Raw genomic sequence first — 18,443 nt, 5'->3', positions numbered from 1 at the left:
ACATGCATATCTATCACCCGGTCATGTTCGTAGGCCTGGGCGGCACCGGCTGCCGGGTCGGTGCGGAGCTGGAGCGGCGGCTGCGGGAGGAGCTGTGCGGCGCCGACGGCATGCGGCTGCGCGGTCCCGAGTACAACCTGCAGCAGCTGCAGCCGTACGAGCTGCCGCACTGCCTGCAGTTCATCTACGCCGACCTGAGCCAGGAGGAGCTGACCCAGCTGCGGCGCCGGTCGGTGCCGAACGAGTCCTACGCCGACGTGGCGAGCAAGACCGCCGCCTACGCGTACGACCTCCTGCCGCCGTTCGAGAGCTACCCGCAGGTCGCCCGGAACCTGCGGGTCCAGTCGCCCGACTTCGTGGAGACCTGGCTGCCCGGCCCGGAGCGCGAGCCGATGGTGGTGCCGCTCGGGCTGGGCGCCGGGCAGCTGCCGACGGTCGGGCGGGCGGCGATCTTCGAGACCATCTCGCAGAACATCGACGCGATCAGGCACCCGATCACGCAGGCGATCGGCGCGATCAACACGGCGGCGGCGCAGCTGCGGGTGCTGAACAGCGACGGGGACACCTCGCTGGAGCCGGTCGACGTGTTCGTGGCGTTCTCGGTCGCCGGCGGCACGGGTGCCGGCATCTTCTACGACTACCTGCACCTGATCGACTCGGCGTTCAAGAACGCGAAGGTCAGGGCGAACATCTATCCGCTGGTGCTGATGCCGTCGGCGTTCGACGAGGGCCGCGGCGGCGGGATGGCCGCCTCGCTCAACGCCGGCCGGTCGCTGCTGGACCTGTTCCGGCTCATCGACGACCTCAACCAGGACAACCGCAGCAACACCGCGCTGAGCGCCGACCTGGTCAGCCGCGGGCTGCACGTGACGTACCCCAACGAGGGCGACGTGCTCATGCGCCTGGGCGCGGCGCAGACCGCGTTCCTGTTCAGCAAGACCGCCGGCATCGACCGGGAGGACCTGCACCGCTCGATCGTCGCGCTGATCCTGTCGCTGATCGGCCTGGAGCAGCCGAAGCAGGCCCTCGGCGGGACCGACGGGCACCAGTCCTTCGCCGCGACGTTCATCAACGGCAGCCACGAGCGGCAGCTGACCTCCAAGACCGGCATCGGCCAGCGCAGCGTCTCCACCAGCCTGGTCGGGTCGCTGACCGTGCCCTTCGACGACCTCGCCGACATGTTCGCCGGCCGGCTGCTGGCCCGGGGGGTGCGCGAGCTGCTGCCCGCGCCGCCCGGGCGGGCCGAGACGAACGTCGAGCACATCCGGAACTTCTTCAAGGCCTCCGGGGTCGGCGCCGTCTGGGAGCGGGAGGAGCAGTCCTTCCGCGAGCCGGCCGCCGTGAAGGGTGCCACCGACATCGTCAACATGCTCCGCACCCGGATCACCCGGATGGACGAGGGGCTGCAGGTGCTCGACCAGTCGCTGGCGCGGCGGGCCCCGGACCTGGCCCGGGACTTCAACCCGGTCGAGGGCGGGCTGCACGTGCTCGGCCAGATCGACCTGCTGCGGCTCAAGCGGGTCGTCTGCGGCGACCCGGTCCTCACCGAGCAGATCGACAAGATCGGCGTGGAGGGGGTGATGGAGAACCGCCGGCAGCAGCCGGAGCCGCCGTCGCAGGACTGGCGCGTCCACCCGCCGCAGCCCGCCGCGATCAAGAACAGCATGTACGGGGTGATCCGGGTGACCGTCGCGGACCCGGCCGTCCGCAAGAGCATCGAGGAGCAGAACGCCTGGTACCGCTACCGCACCAACCGCTGCTGGCACGCCGCCTGGAACGACAACCGCCCCCTGTGGCGGCCGCGGGTCGAGCGGTTCGGCCAGAAGCTGCGGGCCCTCGTGGACGTGCTGGCGACCCACGCCGGCAAGAGCGAGGAGGACTACAACCGGCGGGCCGACGAGCTGTACCGCTCGCGCGTCGGCGTCACGTTCCTGCTGCCGCTGCGCACCGAGCTGGAGCTGACCTACGAGCGGATGCTGCGCCGGCTCGCCGACCGGTACGCCGGCAAGAAGATCCGCCCGAACGCGACCGAGGGTGAGATCGCCGCCGCGGTCCTCGGCCCCGACGGCTGGCGGAACGCGCTGACCGAGTGCCTGACCCCGGGCCGCACCCCGGAGCACGGCCTGCAGATCCTGCTCGGCATCCTCAAGCAGGAAGTGGTGCAGATCCTGCGCGGCGGCGACCAGCTGCAGGACCAGGCGCCGCTGCTGCCGCACATGAGCCAGCTGCTGCGGGCCGCGGCGACCCGCGACGAGGCGGCCGTCGCGCACAACGACGTGCAGTGGTTCGTCTCGGCGCTGGCCGGCATGATCCCGGCGGCGTTCGTGCCGGAGGGCACCGGGAAGCTGGACACGCTCGTGGTGTACCCGGCCAGCGCGTCCGACAACGACATCGAGCGGTTCCTGCAGGAGACGCTGCACCTGCCGCACGGGCACAACGTCGCGCCGCCCGAGTTCCGCGCCGTGAACACCGAGCTGATCACGGTCGTGTTCGCCCGCAGCGGCATGGGCGTCACCGAGGTCGCCGAGGTGCGGCAGGTCCTGCTCGACTGGTCCCAGGCGGCGAAGCACCCGAAGCCGCAGCACTACCTCCCGTGGCGGCAGCGGCTCGGGTACGACCAGGACTGGCTCGCCACCACCGAACGGCACCGCGTGGAGATCCTGCAGCGGTTCCTCGCCGCGCTGTGGAACGGGCAGATCACCGTCAGCGGCGACCGGGACTCGCCGGCCGGGATCCAGGTCGTCACCCGCCGCGGCGCCCCCGCGTCCACCGGGATGGTCCTGGACCTGCAGCCGTTCGGCGCCGCCTCCTCGTGGGGCAGCCTGCTGCGCGCGTACGAGGAGTGGACCCTCACCGACAGCAACGTGATCCGGCTGAACTTCTGCGAGAAGCTCATGGAGACCGCCCCGAACGGCCTCGCCACGACCGTCGAGGACCCGGACCCGCTCTACGTGCACGTCGTCGACGTGGTCGCCGAGCGCGAGATCAAGATCCTCACGGACATGCTGGAGCGGCTGCCCGCCGGCACCCAGCCGTACTGCAAGCAGCTGCTCGGGTTCTGGCGGGACACGTTCTCCGCCGCCCGGCGCCGCACCTTCCTCGGCACCGCGCCGAGCGGCAACACGTTCGAGGAGCTGGAGCGCACCGTGCTGACCCGCCACGCCCCGACGCCCGGGATGACGAAGCGATGACCACGACGACGCTGACGACGCAGGCGCCGGAGAGCCGGACGCTCCTGGTCGACCTGCGCACCGAGTACGCGGCGCTGGCCGCGTGCCGCACCTTCAACGAGTACGTGCGGCGGCGGGGCGCCGGCGTGGACGGCGTCCGGGAGGTCGACCTGAGCCGGGTGGTCATCGTCGACCGGGCCGCCGACCTGCTCGCGCACAGCGACGCGCTGACCGTCGTGCGCAACGCCGGGGCCGTGCGGCACGTCGTGTGCATCGCGGTCGGGATGGCCGACGACGCGTCGGGCGTGCCGGTCCGGCTGCCGACGATCCTGCGCAACCAGTCCACGACCGTCCTGTGGGTCGGCGACGAGCACGGCATCACCTGGAACCCCGGCGACGGGCCCGCGCCGGTCGTCGTCCTCGTCCCGGCCGGCGCCGGGTACAACCACCTCGACGACCTCCTGGAGGCGCTGACCGCGAAGGAGCTCTTCGACGAGGTGGCCGTCCGCGCGGCCGCCATGCCGTCGCGGGTCGCCGTCCCCGGGGTCCGGGTGGTGTCCAACCGCGTCGCCGGCGACGTGCTCGTGGCCGCCCAGCGGCGGGCCGTCGAGGCGATCGTCACCGGCGGCGACCGGGTCATCCCGGCGCAGCCGGGCGGCCAGGATCCGGTGGCCCTCGGCGGCGAGCTGGCCCGCCGGTTCGGCCACCCGGACCCGACCCAGCCCACCGGCGGGTTCGGGCACGACCGCGGCGAGGCCGAACGGGCCGCGCGGGCGCTCGGCGCGGCCCTGGCCACCGCCGGACGCCCCTGGCAGCCGCTGCTGCCGCAGCGCGGGCCCGGGATCCCGGGCCTGTTCCGCCGGTCCGCGGAGACGCTGCACACCTACCGCGAGGCGCTGCGGCGGCTGCTGCTCACCGGCGACGCCGGCCCCGACGAGCAGCGCCGGGCCAAGCTGCGGGCCGAGGGGGTCACGCTGCCGCCGCCGCCCGGCGGGCCGGTCACCGACCAGCCGGCCGCGGTCGACCAGGTCCTGCGCACGACCCTGGGCGGGATCGGGATGGGCCGGCCGCTGCGGCAGCTCGTCACCGAGATCTTCGAGACCGCCAGCGCGCTGGGCCCGGCCGGAAGCGCGGTCCGGGCCCCGTCCGTCGACCAGGCCTGCCCCGACCAGCGCCTCGCGGAGCTGAGCTCCGTCCCGGCGATGCCGGGTGGGTTCGGCAGCCCGCTGGTGCCGCTGCTGATGGTGCTCGCGCCGCTGCTCGCGCTCGTGCCGGCGGCCGGGTCGCCGCTCGGCCGCACCGCCGCCGCCGGTCTCGGCGGTGCCGTGGTGGCGCTGCTCGTCCTCGGCGCCGCGCTGCTGCGCGGCCGGCGCAACCGGATCGGGCTGGTCCGCCGCGCCGCCGTCCGCGACGTCGCCATGGTCGCCCTGGTACTGGTGATCAGCGCGACGCTGCCCGCGGCCGGCACCGCGCTGCTGCTCACCGGCGGCCTCGGTGCCGACCTCGGCGCCGACCCGCCCGTGCCGGCGCAGGTCGCCTGGGCCTGCGCCGGAGCCGGCGTGCTGCTCGCCGTCGTCGCGACCGGCCTGTGGTGGAGCCGCCTGGTCGCGGCGTGGCGGCTGCCGGCCGGCCAGCCCGACCGGCTCGTGCGGGCGCTCACCGACGTGTACGACGAGGCGACCGTGGAATGGGTGCTCACCGACGCCCGTACCCGCGCCTCCGACGCCGTGCGGACGCTGGGCAGCACGCTCCACTCGCTCGGCGACGAGCTGCTCGCCCACGGATCGGCGCTGGACGCCGGCGCGCAGGGGACGCCCTACACGGCGGCGACGACCGTCGGCGCGGTCAACGCGATCGTCCGGCACGACCTCGTCACCCTCACCGTCGACTGCGTGGAGCGCGGCGCCGCCGACATCAGGCGCGGCGAGCGCGACGGCGTGCCCGACCGGGTCGCGCAGGACGCCCGCGACCTCGCCACCGGCTACGACCGCTACGTGCGGCACGACGGCATCCAGCACCCGCCGCCCCGCTGGCCCGCGCGCGGCGACCGCGATCAGCTCGTCCTCGCCTGGTGGCGCGGCCTGGACGACTTCCGCCGGGCGGCGCTGGACGACGGCCCGGTGCAGCAGCTGTGCGCCGACGACCAGCTGCAGCTGATCGGCAAGGACCCGGCCGGCGCGGTCGTCGTCGCGTTCGCGCCCGGCAGCGCCAAGGAGGCGATCGCCGACGCCGTCGACGGCCTGGACCCCGGGCGCCGGCCTGGCCCCGCCGAGCTGGTCTGGACGACCGCCGGCACGTCGGCCGGGATGCTGCACCTGGTGCCGCTGCGCGCCCGCGTCGAGTTCGAGCAGCTGGAGGCGACCGCATGACGGATATGGCGACGTGGCAGGCGGTTGTGGCCGGCGTGCTGACGCTCACCGGCCTGTACGCCGCGTGGTCGACCGCCGAGGGCCTGATCCATCCGGCGGGCCCCGCCGGCAAGCGGGACGGCACGGCGGGCGGCGAGCGCGCCGACGAGGACGGAGGTGGCCGGGATGTCCGGCGCGATCTGTGACGAGGTCCTGGACTTCACCACGCCGACCGGTGACGAGGTCTCCTGGCCGGTCCTGAGCGACCCGGACGACTCCGGCGGCCCGTTCGACAACGGCGGCTTCCGGTTCCGGACCCGCCACCTCGCCGCCGGCGGTGGATACCAGGTCCTGCAGCGCCGGCTGGTCGGCAGCGGCACACCCGGCGAACGCGACGCCTGGGAGCGCCGCCTCGACGGTGAGATCTGCGCGGGCCTGCGCCTGCACCGCCGCTTCGGCGAGCGGGACCAGCAGCCGCTGCTGCCGCGCATCGTCGGCTACAAGGTCGATGTGGACGAGCCGTTCGTCCTCTGGCAGCCGGTGCCCGGCGAGCCGCTGGCCGGCCACCTCGGCCGGCTGCTCAACGAGGACATCGACCGGGTGCTCGTGGACGTGCTCACCGCCCTGGCCCGCCTCGACGCGGTCGGCGTGGTGCACCGGGCGATCGGCCCCGACACCGTGCGCTGGGACCGGCACCACGCCTACCTCGACGGGTTCTCCTGGGCGGCGCTCGCCGGGGAGCCCCGCGAGCCGCTCGGCGACGCGCCGTGGAGCCCGCCGGAGCAACGTACCGGCGAAGGCAACGCCGACCCCCGCGACGACGTCTGGAGCGTCGGGGTGCTGCTCGGGCGGATCGTGTCCGGGACGCTGAACGGCACGCCCCGCCCGCAGGACCTCGGGCCGCGGTTCGGCGCGCTGCTCGGCGACATGCTGGAGCCGGTCGCGGCGCGCCGGCCGACCGCCGTCGAGGCGCTCGCGCGGCTGTCGATCGCGTCCCCGGTCGGCCGCCCGGGCGAGCACGACGACCGGCTGGCGGCCGGCCGCCGGCGCTACGAGGAGCTGCGGTCCGGCCGTATGCCGGGCGGGCACGGCGCGGCCCACGCCGCCGCGGCGCTGGAGGAGGCCCGCCCGGCCCGGCGGGGGTTCTTCCGGTCGCGGCCGCCGGTGCAGGCGGCGCCCGAGGCGCAGTACCCGCCCCGGCGGTGCTACCTGTGCCTGGACGACGTGCAGTGGACCGGGACGAACCTGCGCCGCTGGGTCGACGGCAAGTACCGGGCGCTGGAGCTGACGCCGGACCTGTCCGAGGCGCAGCGCGAGTCGCTGCTGCTGCACGCGATCCAGCGCTGCCCGAACCGGGCCGGCGACGGCCCCGACCACTACCTGCCGGTGGGCTACCTGCGCAGCGGCAGGCCGATCAACGTCGCCGTCATCGGCAGGTCCGGCGCGGGCAAGACGCACCTGCTCGCCGGCATCGTGCGCGACATCGACGCCGGCGGGCTGACCAACTTCAACGTCATGACCGGCGCGGTCGACATGGCCGGGCACGACAGCTTCCGCGAGCAGCACATCACGCCGCTGTACGACAAGGGCACCATGCTTCCGCACACCGGCGCGGTGGCCGAGGTCGAGTACACCGACGGCGTCGTGCTGACCGTCAACGGCCGGCCGCGCCCGCTCATGTTCTTCGACGTCGCCGGGGAGACCCTGCAGCCGCGGCAGCAGCGCACCCGGGCGGCGCAGTTCCTGTCCGCCGTCGACGCGCTGCTGTTCGTCGCCGACCCGGAGATGGACACGATCGACGCGACGTTCGGCGCGGTGATCGACCGGCTCGCCACCCGGCAGGGCCCCGACGGCCGGCTCGACATGCCCGCCGCGATCGTCGTGACGAAGAGCGACCTGGGCCGCTTCGAGGAGCCGGTCGACCGGTGGATCCGCGCCCGTTCGACGGCCGTCCCGCCGCTGGACTGGGACCGGGTCGTCGAGGAGAGCCGGGACGCCTACGCGTACCTGCACCGCCGGGGCCGCACCGGGCTGCTCGCGCCGTTCGCCCGCTTCCGCGACTGCACGCTGCACTTCGCCTCGGCGACCGGCGGCGGCGCCGACTCCGGCGGGCGCTTCCCGCGTGGCGCCCGGCCGCAGCGCTGCCTGGAGCCGCTGCTCTCACTGCTGGCGCAGCTGGACGCGCTGCCAACCGGGACGCTGCATCGGGGTGCGGAGATGCCGGCCGGGGTGACGAGGAGGGCGGAGTGAACGGCCAGGTGCACACGATGCTGTTCCAGTGGTCGGAGGCGAAGGGCTTCATGACCGCCCGCTCGTCGCTGCCGAGGCCGGAGCAGGAGCTCTGGTACGACCGGCTGCTGCCGCGGCTGTCGCTGCCGCAGGGCCAGTACGACACCGGCAGCACCTGCTACCTGCAGTACGAAGACGGCATGGCGCTGCTGCACCGCTGGCCCGCCAGGGACGGCCACCACCGCGCCTCGACCCGCACCCGGGCCCTGCTCGGGCCGCCGCGGCTGCTCACGTTCGCCGACGCGGTCAAGGTCCGCACCGACGCCGAGCCGGTCGAGGGGACCGACGGCGAGGGCCCGTTCCCGGCGATGCCGCCGGGATGGCGGGCGGTGAGCGACGACGACGACGCGATCCTCGCCGCGCTCGAGGAGTGCCACGGGCCGCTGGTCACCTTCGTCGCCGGGCTCCTCAACGACGGCGCCACGGGGCGCTTCGCGGTGGTGGCCCCGGAACAGTACCGGCGGGCGCTGCTGTGGGGCGCGCAGCGCTGCTTCCGGCCCGACGAGTGTCCACCGTGGACGTTCTCGACGGCGGAGGCGGGTGTGGCCGGGACCGACCTGCCGCGCATCGTGTTCGTCCCGTCCGAGGCGTCGTCGCGCGGCTACGGCGGCGACGACCTGACGTGGATCGACGTCAACCAGCCGGAGCTCGTCGACCCGCTGGCGCGCGACAATGCCGCGCGGGTCGTGGAGGCCGCGCTGTATCACGTCGCCGTCCCGCACCGGCCCGCCCACAACGGGCGGCCGCCGGTGCCGCATTCGCTGCCCCGGCCGGTGCCCCATTCGATACCGCAGCCGGTGCCGCATTCGGTGCCGCAGCCTGTACCGCAGCCGGTGCCGCATTCAGTGCCGCAGCCCGTACCGCAGCAGCCGCCGATGCCGGAGCCGGTGCGCGTGCCGTCCGGGTCCCCGGATGCCCGCCGGCAGGCGGAGCGGCAGGCCAGGGAGCTGGCGGTGCTGCGGACCGAGGAGAGCGAGTACGCCGTGTTCGTCATCTGCCTGGCGATCGGGTCGGCGCTGTTCGTGATGCTCCTGATGTTCCTGGGTGCGGCGCAGTGAGCGCCGTCCGGGCGGTGCTGCGGGACCCGCACTGGTACCGCGACGCGGCCGGCGCAGGCCTACAGGCGCTCGCCGCGTTGCTGCTGACCCTCGCGTGGGCGGCCAGGGACCCTGACCTGCCCCGCGTCGCCTGGGCGGCGTTCGCGGGCGTCGGCCTGTGCGGCTGGCTGTTCCTGATCACCGCCGCCCGGTCCGCCCGCCTCGCCGCCACCGCCGCCCGCTCCGCCCGCCTCGCCGCCACCGGCGCCCGCTCCGCCCGCCTCGCCGCCACCGGCGCCGGTGAGCTGCGGGGCCTGCTGCTGGTCGCGATGCTGCTCGCGCAGATCGGCTTCGTGCTGCGGCTCAGCGCCCGCGAGCCGGTGGCTCCCGGCCTGGAATGGGTCGTCTTCATGATCTCGGCGCTGCTGTTCCTCGCGGTGTACGAAGTCGCCCGCCGGCCGGTGCACCAGGTGCTCTGGATCGCCACGGTCGGCGTGCTGCTCGCCGGGTCGGTCGCCGCCGTCGTCGCGACCCCGCACGGCGTGCTCGAGCCGCGCCTGTACTGGCGGCAGACCCTCCCCGCGGCGGTCCTCGCCGTGGCCGTGTCCGGCGCCGTGGTGCTCGGGTGCATGTGGCGCCGGGACCGGGTCATGCGGGAGGCGGTCCGGGCGCACGTCGTCGCCGTGCCGCCGCTGGCCGTCTACGCGTTCACCCGCGACCCGGGCGCCGCGACCCTCGTGTGCGGCGCCACGGCGGGCGCGGTGTTCGGCGCGGGACGGGTGCTGTGGCGGTCGTCGTGGACCGCGACCCTCCGGCCGATCGGCACCGGCGTCGCCGCGGTCGTGGCCGTCGCGACGGTCCTGTGGCTGTTCGACCCGTGGGAGGTCGCCGTCAGGGAGCCGGCACCCGCCCGGGATCTCGTCGGGGTCGCGCGGGAGACGGCCGGGGCCGTGTCGCTGGCCGACGTCGGCGGGCGGGCCGGCGAACTGGTGCTGACGCTGCTGGTCCTGGTGTTCGCGCTGCAGGTGGGGCTGCTGGCGGCGCGGGCCGCCCGCCCCGACGCCGAGCTGCCGGACCGGCACGTGTTCCAGCGGGTGTGGGCGGTCGCGCTCGGCGGCCAGGTCCTCGCGTCGCTCCTCGCGCCGCTGCTGGTCGGGGTGCTCCGGCTGCCGGCCCCGCCGACCCTCACCACGCTGCCGTTCGCGGCCGACGGGGCGAGCTTCGTCGTGACGTTCGCGGCGCTCGGCCTGCTGTTCGCCGCCGCCCAGCGCCCGCCGGCCGGGGCCCTGTAACGCCTGGGCGGCCGAAAAGGTTGTATCGGATAGGGGTCTGCGAATCTTCGCGGACGTCGATACTGTTTCCGGCACAGGCACCCTGACGGGGAAGGGTGGTGCTGGTGGAAACGCTTGTGCTCAAACAGGATCCGGTCCTGTCCCACATCGCTCTGGTCGCCGCGGCGACCGCCGGCGTCGTCGCTCAGGGTGGCTTCTACCTGCCGGGCAGGACGCTGGTGACCGTGCTGGCCGCGGTCGCGTTCGGCCTCGCGCTGCACGCCCGGCGGGACCTGCTCACGGGGCTCGTCGCGATCCTCGGCACCGCCGGTGCCGTCGTCGGGTGGGCGCTGCTGCGGGGCGTCATGAGCGGCGGGCTGCCGGTCGTGGCCGCGGTCGTGGCGAGCCTGGCCACGCTCGTCGCGGCGCTCGCGGCGGTGCGCCTGACCGGCCCGGCCGCCCGGCAATGGCTCATGTCGGGCCTGGTCGGGCTCGGCACGCTGGTCGCGGTGACCGGCTGGGCCGGCGTCGCGTGGCGGCTGGAGCGCTGGTCGGTGCTGGTCGAGTCGACGATGTGGCGCGCCGCGTCCACGCTGACCTACTCCAACGCCGCGGCGGCGGTCCTCGCGGCCGCCGCGCTGCTGGCCCTGGCGCTGGCGGTCGACGATCCAAACGTCTGGTGGCGGCCCTGCGCCGTCTATCTCACGCAGGTGGGGCTGGCCGCGACGCTGAGCCGGGCGGGTGCGCTCGCGTTCGCCGCCGGGCTGGTCGTGCTCGCCGCCGCCGCCGGTGTACGGCCCGTGCTCCGCCACGCCGTCCCGGCCCTGCTGGGCGCGGGGGTGGCCCTGGCGGCGCTCATCCCGTCGTTCCCGGCGGACGCGTCGCCGCGGCCGCTGCTCGCGGTCGGCGGCCTGGTCGCCGGCGCAGTCGTGGCGCTGGTCCTGCCGCGGCTGCCCGCCTTCGTGCTGCTGGGCGCCGGCGCGGTGCTGGCGGTCGCGGCGCTGCTGGGCCTGCGGCACGTGGCGGGGCTGGACACGCTGCTCGCCCGGCGGGCGACCCTCGCCTCCCGCGGGCGGTCCGGGGCCACGTCCTCGGCGCTGGACCTGGTCGCCGCCCACCCGCTGGCCGGCAGCGGCCCGGGGCAGGGGCGGTACTTCTGGATCGACCACACCGGCCAGCTGGTCGTGAGCCGGTGGGTCCACAACGAATACCTGCAGTGGCTCGTCGACCTGGGCGCGATCGGCCTCGTGCTGCTGCTCGCGTTCGTCGCGGCCCTGATCCTGCACGTCCGCGCCGGCAGGCGTGCCGGCGTGCCCATCCCGCTGTGGGCCGGGGCGGTCGCCGCCATCGCCGCGCTCGCGCTGCACAGCGCCTTTGACTTCCTGTGGGAGCTGGCGGTCGTCCCGCTGCTCGTCGGTGTCCTGGTGGGCATCGCGGGTCCCTCCCACGGCGAAGAGTCCGCACCACTACCCAACGGGGAGGAAACACCATGAAGGTCACCAAGTCCAAGTTCGGCGTCGCCGCGCTCGCGGTCGGTGGGGTGCTCGCGTTCGCCGTCCCGGCCGGCGCGGCCGTCAACCTCCAGTCCGAGTCGCCGGGCCACGGCACGGTGAAGATCGCCAAGCAGGCCCAGCTGAAGGCGAAGGGCGCGGCCACCGTCGTGACCCTGAACGTCAGCTGCCCGGCCGGCTGGGTCTTCACCGGCTACGTCAGCGTCACCCAGGCCGTCGGCAACATCACCACCGGTGGCTCGAACCGCACGTCCGAGATCGCCTGCACCGGCTACACCCAGAAGGTCAAGGTCCCGGTGACGGCCTCGCCGGCACCGTTCAAGGTGGGCGACGCGTACGCCCTCGGCGAGATCCAGGTCCGCAGCCCCGGCTACCAGTACTTCTTCGCCAACACGGGCCGCGAGATCGTCAACGTCCAGTCCTGATACAGGGGGCGCGCCGGCTTCCGGGCCGGCGCGCCCGCGCTTCCCGGCGGCGGTCAGGCCGGGAGCGCCCCACGGCAGGGGTGTCGAGCAGGGATGCAACGGGGGACCTGCTCGACACCCCGCGGTCGATGATGGAGGGGTGACAGCGTTGCTGATCCATCTGCAGGCCGCGGGCACGAGCCTGGTGCTGGACGCCCGCGGCCCGCGGCCGCCCGCGATCCTGCACTGGGGCGCCGCGCTGGGCGACCTGGCCGACGCCGACCTGGCGGCGCTGGCCGGCGCGGCGGTCCCCGCGGTGCCGCCCAGCTCCCTCGACGAGCCCCTGCGGCTGTCGACGCTGCCGGCGCTGGCGGAGGGCTGGACGGGCCGCCCGGCGGTGCGCGGCTCCTGGGCGACGGGCACGGCCCGCCCCACGTGGCGGCTCGCCGCCGTCGAACGCCCCGCTTCCGGTGCCGTCGTGACGGACCTGCGCTCGGCCGACGGGCTGCTCCAGGTCGTCGGCGAGATCTCGCTGTCGCCGCAGGGCGTCCTGCGGATGCGGCACACCCTGACGAACCACGGCACCGGCCCGTTCCTGCTCGACGCGCTCGACGTCGTGCTGCCGGTGCCCGCGCGGGCCGCGGAGATCCTCGACTTCAGCGGCGTCTGGGCCTACGAGCGGCGGCCGCAGCGGGCCCCGCTGCGCGACGGCGCCTGGAGCCGCGAGACCCGGCACGGCCGCCCCGGGCACGACGACCCGTTCCTCATGCTGCTCGGCGTCCCCGGCTTCGACTTCCGGGCCGGCGAGGTCTGGGCCGTGCACCTCGCGTGGAGCGGCGACAAGCGGCTGTGGGCCGAGCGGCAACCGCTGGGCCGCTCGGTGCTCGGCGCGGGCGAGCTGCTCGACCCGGGCGAGATCCTGCTCCCGCCCGGCGGGTCCTACACCTCGCCGTGGACGGTGGCGGCCTGGTCGGCGACCGGGATCGACGGCCTCTCCGAGCGCCTGCACGGCTGGATCCGTGCGCGCCGGGGCCCGCTCCCGCCGCGTCCGGTGGTGCTGAACACCTGGGAGGCGGTCTACTTCGACCAGAACATGGAGCGCCTGCAGGCCCTCGTCGACGCGGCGGGGGACGCGGGCGTCGAGCGCTTCGTCCTCGACGACGGCTGGTTCACCGGGCGGACCGACGACCGGCGGGCGCTGGGGGACTGGACCGTCGACGCGGCCCGCTGGCCGCGGGGGCTGCACCCGCTCGTGGCGGCGGTGCACGCCCGCGGCATGGACTTCGGGCTGTGGGTCGAGCCGGAGATGGTCTCCCCGGACTCGGACCTCGCCCGGGCCCACCCGGACTGGCTGCTCGGCCCGCCCGGCGCGGCGACCTGGCGGCACCAGCGGGTCCTCGACCTGTCGTCCGGCGCCTACGAGCACGTCCTGGAGGGCCTCACCGCGCTGCTGCGGGAGTACCCGATCGCCTACCTGAAGTGGGACCACAACCGGGACCTGCTGCAGGAGGGCGCCGCGCACCGGCAGACCACCGCGCTCTACCGCCTGCTGGCGCAGCTGCGCGGGCGGTTCCCGCACGTCGAGGTGGAGAGCTGCGCGTCCGGCGGCGCCCGCGTCGACCTCGGCGTGCTCGACCTCGTCGACCGGTTCTGGACCTCCGACAGCAACGACCCCCTCGAGCGGCAGCGCATCCAGCGCTGGACCGGCGTCCTCGTGCCGCCGGAACACCTCGGCTCGCACGTCGGCGCGCCCGCGGCGCACGTCACCGGGCGCACCAGCGACCTGAGCCTCCGGCTCGCCACGGCGCTGTTCGGCCACGCCGGCATCGAGTGGGACCTCACCACCGCGTCGGGGGAGCAGCGGCTGGAGATCGCCGAGTGGGTGCGCTGCTACCGGCGGCTCCGGCCGCTGCTGCACACCGGGACGGTGGTCCGCTCCGGCGGCGACGACCCCGACCGGCTCGTGCACGGCGTCGTCGCGGCCGATCGCGGCGCCGCCGTGTACGCCCTGGTGACCCTGCGGGCCGCCGGCGCCGCGATCCCGCCCCCGGTCCGGTTCGCGGGGCTCGACCCGGACCGGCGGTACACCGTGCGGCCGCTGCCCCTCGGCGGCCCGCCCAGGACCGTGCAGGTCCGGCCGCCCGCGTGGCTGCTCGACGGCGGGACCACCCTGCCGGGCCGGCTGCTGGCGGAGGTGGGCCTGCCGGCGCCGCTGCTCGCCCCGCAGCAGGCGGCCGTGTTCGAGGTGGTCGCCGCCTGAGGCCGGGACCGGGTCCCTGAGCGGGCGCCGCGGCTCGCGGGCCGTTTGGCTCAGCCGCGGCCCTCCGCCGCCGAATGGGTGGTTGACGACGGTGTCGGGCGGAGGTTGCCAGGCGGTGGGAGCGGACCGGCGGACGCGGCGCTGGGCGGCCGTGCTCTGGGTGCTCGGCGGCCTGTACGCGCTCACCGTCGCCGGCATCGTCGCCGCGCTCGGCCGCGGCGGCGTCCCGGCCGACGTGCCCGCGGGCGCCGGCATCCTCGTGTCCGGCGCGATCGGCGTGGTCTGCGCCGTGTGCGCGGCCCGCCACGACTGGCTCGACCAGCGGACCCGGCGCGCCTGGCGCTTCATGGCCTTCGGCTACGGGCTCGCGCTCGGCGTGCCGGTCGTCGTCACCGTCACCGGCCCGGGGCCCTTCCCGTCGCCCGGCGACGCGGCGCACCTGGCGTCCGTGCTGGTGCTGCTGTTCGCGGTGCGGGCGTTCCCGCTGCACCCCGCGACCCGCGGCGAGCGCCACAAGTACGTCCTCGACGCGGCCATCGTCCTCGCCGGCGCCGCCGTGACGATGTGGTACTTCGTGGTCGGGCCGTACATCGTGGCGAAGGGCGCCTCGATCGGCACGGTCGTCGCCGCGGCCGCCCGCCCCGCCGCCGACCTCGCCCTGCTGTTCGGGCTCACCGAGGTGCTCCTGCGCGGCGCCGACCCGACGTCGCGCCGCCCGCTCGGCATCGTGGCCGCCGGGATCCTCGTGTACATCGTGGGCGACGGCCACCTCGGCCACCTGCGGGCCCACACCGACCAGGTCGAGCGCACCGCCTGGCAGCTCGCCTGCTGGAGCACGACCCTGTTCCTGCTGGCGGTCGCCGCCGTCGAGCAGAACCGCCGGGCGAGCCGGCGGGCCGCCGATCGCGGCGGGGCGTGGCCCGGCAGGACGCGGCTGCTGCCGTACGCCGGGATCGCCGTCGGCTACGCGCTGCTGGTGCTCGCCGCGGTCCGGCACGGGCAGGCGTACCAGTGGGCCGGGCTCGTCGCCGGCGCGTCCGGCATCACCGGGCTGGTCGTGCTGCGCCAGGCGCTCGTGCAGCAGGAGAGCCGCGAGATGGCGGTCACCGACGGGCTCACCGGCCTGGCGAACCGGTCCCGCGTCCACGAGGTCCTCGGCCGCGCCCTCGCCCGCGGCGAGCGGACCGGCGGGAGCACCGCCGTGCTGCTGCTCGACCTGAACGGCTTCAAGCAGGTCAACGACACGCTCGGGCACGAGGCGGGCGACCGGCTGCTGGTCGAGTTCGGCGAGATGATGCGCCGCAGCGTGCTCGGCGGCGACCTGGTCGGCCGGCTCGGCGGCGACGAGTTCGCCGCGGTGCTGCACGACATCGGCCGGGTCGACCACGCCGTCGCCGTCGCCCGGCGGATCGCGGCCGCGACGGAGCAGCCGATCCCGTTCGGGGACCAGACGCTGCGCGCGTCGGCGAGCATCGGCGTCGCCGTCGGCGGCCCCGGCGAGTGCACAGCCGACGAGCTGCTGCACCGCGCCGACCTCGCCATGCAGCAGGCGAAGCGACGGGACGGCGGCACCCGCTGGCAGTGCTGGGACCGCAGCCTGAGCGACGAGGCCGAGCTGTCGCTGGAGCACGAGCTGCGCGGCGCGATCGCCGGTGGCCAGCTGCGGCTGCTGTACCAGCCGATCGTCGCCCTCCCGCACCGCGAGATCGCCGGCGTGGAGGCGCTCGTCCGCTGGGAGCACCCCAGGCACGGGCTGCTCGTCCCGGAGACGTTCGTGCCGCTCGCCGAGCGCGCCGGCGTGATCGAGGACCTGGGCCGCTGGGTGCTGGAGCAGGCCTGCGCGCAGGCGAAGGCGTGGCAGCGGCGGGTGCCGTCGCTCCAGCTCAACGTCAACGTCTCGCCCCGCCAGCTGGACAACCAGGGCTTCACCGGCGAGGTGCTGGAGATCCTCGACCGGGCCGGGTTCTTCCCCGGTCACCTGGTGCTGGAGGTGCCGGAGAGCGCGGTCGTCGGCGCCGCCGACGGTGGCGGGCACACCGCCGAGGCCGACCCGATCGCGCAGCTGGAGGCGCTGACCACGGCCGGGATCCGGGTCGCGCTGGACGACTTCGGCACCGGGTACTCGTCGCTGCGCTACCTGACCCGCCTGCCGGTCGACGCGCTCAAGCTCGACAGCTGCTTCGTCGCGGAGCTCGACGGCACGTCGAAGGGCTCCGCGGTCGCGCAGGCGGTGCTGCGGCTGGGGCAGATGCTGCACCTGGACACCGTCGCCGAGGGCGTCGAGGGCGAGGCCCAGGCGCGCGAGCTGACCCTGCTGGGCTGCGAGAAGGCCCAGGGCATCTACTTCTCCGGCCCCGTCCCCGCCGCCGACCTGGAGCGCCAGCTGCCGGCGGCCGCGTCGCCCCGATGACAGCGCTCCCACGGGACAGTAGCGGGTTGCCGCGCTGCGAGTGATACTCGTCGAACCATGCGTGACTCAGTGCGTCTTCGTGCGGCCGTCGCACTCCTCACCGCCACGGGAGCGGTCGTGCTCGGGGTGGCCGGCGCCCTCCCCGGGGGGCTTGCGACGCTTCCCCTGGCGGTGGCCGCGGCCGTCGGGGGCACCCTGCTCGGCCTCGCCGCCGCGGCGATCTGGCTTCCCGCGGCGGTCCTGCTGCTGTGGCTGCTGCCGGGTTCCGGCTCCGGCGACGGTACGGGCACCGCGGCCGCCGGGCCGGAGCCGCACCCGGTCGTCGCCGTAGCGGTCGTCGCCGCCGCCGGGCTGCTGCCGGTGCTCGCCATGCGGGTGCGGCGGGCGTGGACGGCGCGCGGCGAGCGGATGCGGATCGAGGCCCGGGCCGCCGCCGCGGCCGCCGAGCGCGCCCGGCTCGCCCGGGAGATGCACGACTCGCTGAGCAAGACGCTCGACGCGATCGCCCTCGGCGCGGCCGCGCTGCCGGGCACGCTCGCCGAGCCCGACCGGGCCAGCCGGCTGGCGGCGACGCTGCGCGACGGCTCGCTCGACGCGGCCCGCGACGCCCGGGTGCTCATCGACGAGCTGCGGTCCAACCCGGCCGACGCGCCGCTGTCCGACGTCGTCGCCGCGATCGGGCGGGAGTGGTCGGTGACCAGCGACGTCGGCGTCATCCTGCACAACGCCGACGTCGACGCCGCCCCCGAGGTCGGCATCGAGCTGTGCTGGATCCTGCGCGAGGCGCTGCGCAACGTGGCCGCGCACGCGGGGGCGGAGCTGGTCGCGGTGACGCTGACCCGGGCCGGCGGCGAGGTGACCCTCGAGGTCCGCGACGACGGCGCCGGCTTCGCCGTGCCCGACGACCTGAGCCTGCTGCAGCGGGCCGGCAGCCACGGCCTGGTGGGCATGCAGGAGCGGGCCCGGCTGTGCGGCGGGACGCTGACCGTGTGGTCCCGGCCCGGCGGCGGCAGCCGGGTCACCGCGGTCGTCCCCGCCGAGCCCGCGACGCCCGTGTCGCCGCCGTCGCGCCGGCTGCGGCTGCTCGTCGGCGCCGCCGCGGTGGCCCTGCCGGTGGCGCTGATCCTGCCGTTCACCGGGGTCCCGCCGTTCGGCGGGGCCGAAGGGATGAAAGATCAGGTCGACGGCCTACTTGCTCGTAACGTCCAATGTGCTGCAACTTTGAATGGTCTGTTGACCATGCCCGAGCGGGCCGAGGTGCTGGAGAAGATCCAATTAGGCGATGTGGGCATTCTGCTGGTATCTCCCGAGCAGTTTCGCAATATGGCTTTTCGCCGCGCGATCTCCCAGCGTCAGGTAGGTGCCTGGATCTTCGATGAGGCGCATTGCTTGTCCAAATGGGGCGCAGATTTTCGCCCGGATTACCTCTATGTCTCGCGCTTCATCAAGCAGTTCACTGGTGACGGGCCGCTTGCGGCGATTGGCTGCTTTACGGCTACGGCCAAACCCGATGTGCTTGAGGACATCGAGCAGCATTTCAAAGAGCAGTTGGGCATCACCTTCGAGCACTTTATCGGTACCCACGAGCGTACCAATCTGCACTTCGAGGTCCTGCCGTGTACTCGGTCAGAAAAGCGCCACCATACTCAGACATTACTTGAGGAAGAGCTAAGCGCCAGCGAGGGGGGGGCGGTGATATTCGTTTCAAGCCGAAAGGGCGCTGAAGAGCTTGCAGACTTTTTG

Annotated in this window: 11 protein-coding genes; all 11 read left to right on the top strand. The window is 74.9% G+C overall.

Annotated features, from left to right (window positions below):
- The first annotated feature begins 23 nt into the window (after positions 1-23).
- Positions 24-3,191 carry a tubulin-like doman-containing protein gene (locus AB0J72_RS52090; RefSeq protein ID WP_363414423.1) on the top strand — a complete coding sequence of 1,056 codons (3,168 nt, stop codon included), beginning with the start codon at positions 24-26 and terminating at the stop codon, positions 3,189-3,191.
- Positions 3,188-5,539 carry a hypothetical protein gene (locus AB0J72_RS52085; RefSeq protein ID WP_363414420.1) on the top strand — a complete coding sequence of 784 codons (2,352 nt, stop codon included), beginning with the start codon at positions 3,188-3,190 and terminating at the stop codon, positions 5,537-5,539. The genes AB0J72_RS52090 and AB0J72_RS52085 overlap by 4 nt, the downstream gene beginning before the upstream one ends.
- Positions 5,536-5,724: a hypothetical protein gene (locus AB0J72_RS52080; RefSeq protein WP_363414417.1), complete on the top strand. Its 189-nt coding sequence runs from the start codon at positions 5,536-5,538 to the stop codon at positions 5,722-5,724. Before AB0J72_RS52085 ends, AB0J72_RS52080 begins: the two co-directional genes overlap by 4 nt.
- Positions 5,705-7,768, top strand: a complete 2,064-nt coding sequence (locus tag AB0J72_RS52075) for a hypothetical protein (RefSeq protein ID WP_363414414.1) — start codon at positions 5,705-5,707, stop codon at positions 7,766-7,768. The genes AB0J72_RS52080 and AB0J72_RS52075 overlap by 20 nt, the downstream gene beginning before the upstream one ends.
- Complete coding sequence (locus AB0J72_RS52070; RefSeq protein ID WP_363414412.1) at positions 7,765-8,865, top strand: hypothetical protein; 1,101 nt, start codon at positions 7,765-7,767, stop codon at positions 8,863-8,865. Before AB0J72_RS52075 ends, AB0J72_RS52070 begins: the two co-directional genes overlap by 4 nt.
- Complete coding sequence (locus AB0J72_RS52065) at positions 8,862-10,136, top strand: hypothetical protein (RefSeq protein ID WP_363414409.1); 1,275 nt, start codon at positions 8,862-8,864, stop codon at positions 10,134-10,136. The genes AB0J72_RS52070 and AB0J72_RS52065 overlap by 4 nt, the downstream gene beginning before the upstream one ends.
- Positions 10,137-10,240: 104 nt before the next feature.
- On the top strand, positions 10,241-11,608 hold the full coding sequence (locus tag AB0J72_RS52060; RefSeq protein WP_363414406.1) for an O-antigen ligase family protein: 1,368 nt from the start codon (positions 10,241-10,243) through the stop codon (positions 11,606-11,608).
- Positions 11,605-12,051: a hypothetical protein gene (locus tag AB0J72_RS52055; protein ID WP_363414403.1), complete on the top strand. Its 447-nt coding sequence runs from the start codon at positions 11,605-11,607 to the stop codon at positions 12,049-12,051. The genes AB0J72_RS52060 and AB0J72_RS52055 overlap by 4 nt, the downstream gene beginning before the upstream one ends.
- A gap of 139 nt (positions 12,052-12,190) precedes the next feature.
- The gene (locus AB0J72_RS52050) at positions 12,191-14,290 is read left to right on the top strand and encodes an alpha-galactosidase (protein WP_363414400.1); all 2,100 of its coding nucleotides are present in this window, start codon (positions 12,191-12,193) and stop codon (positions 14,288-14,290) included.
- 115 nt (positions 14,291-14,405) lie between these two features.
- On the top strand, positions 14,406-16,700 hold the full coding sequence (locus AB0J72_RS52045) for a bifunctional diguanylate cyclase/phosphodiesterase (RefSeq protein WP_363414397.1): 2,295 nt from the start codon (positions 14,406-14,408) through the stop codon (positions 16,698-16,700).
- 57 nt (positions 16,701-16,757) lie between these two features.
- Positions 16,758-18,443 (top strand): ATP-binding protein (locus AB0J72_RS52040; protein WP_363414394.1); only part of this gene is annotated, 1,686 nt, incomplete at its 3' end.

Source organism: Dactylosporangium sp. NPDC049742, assembly GCF_040674675.1.
GTDB lineage: Bacteria > Actinomycetota > Actinomycetes > Mycobacteriales > Micromonosporaceae > Dactylosporangium > Dactylosporangium maewongense.
The sequence above is the reverse complement of the archived record's forward strand: the minus strand, read 5'-3'. Positions and strand labels throughout refer to the sequence as shown.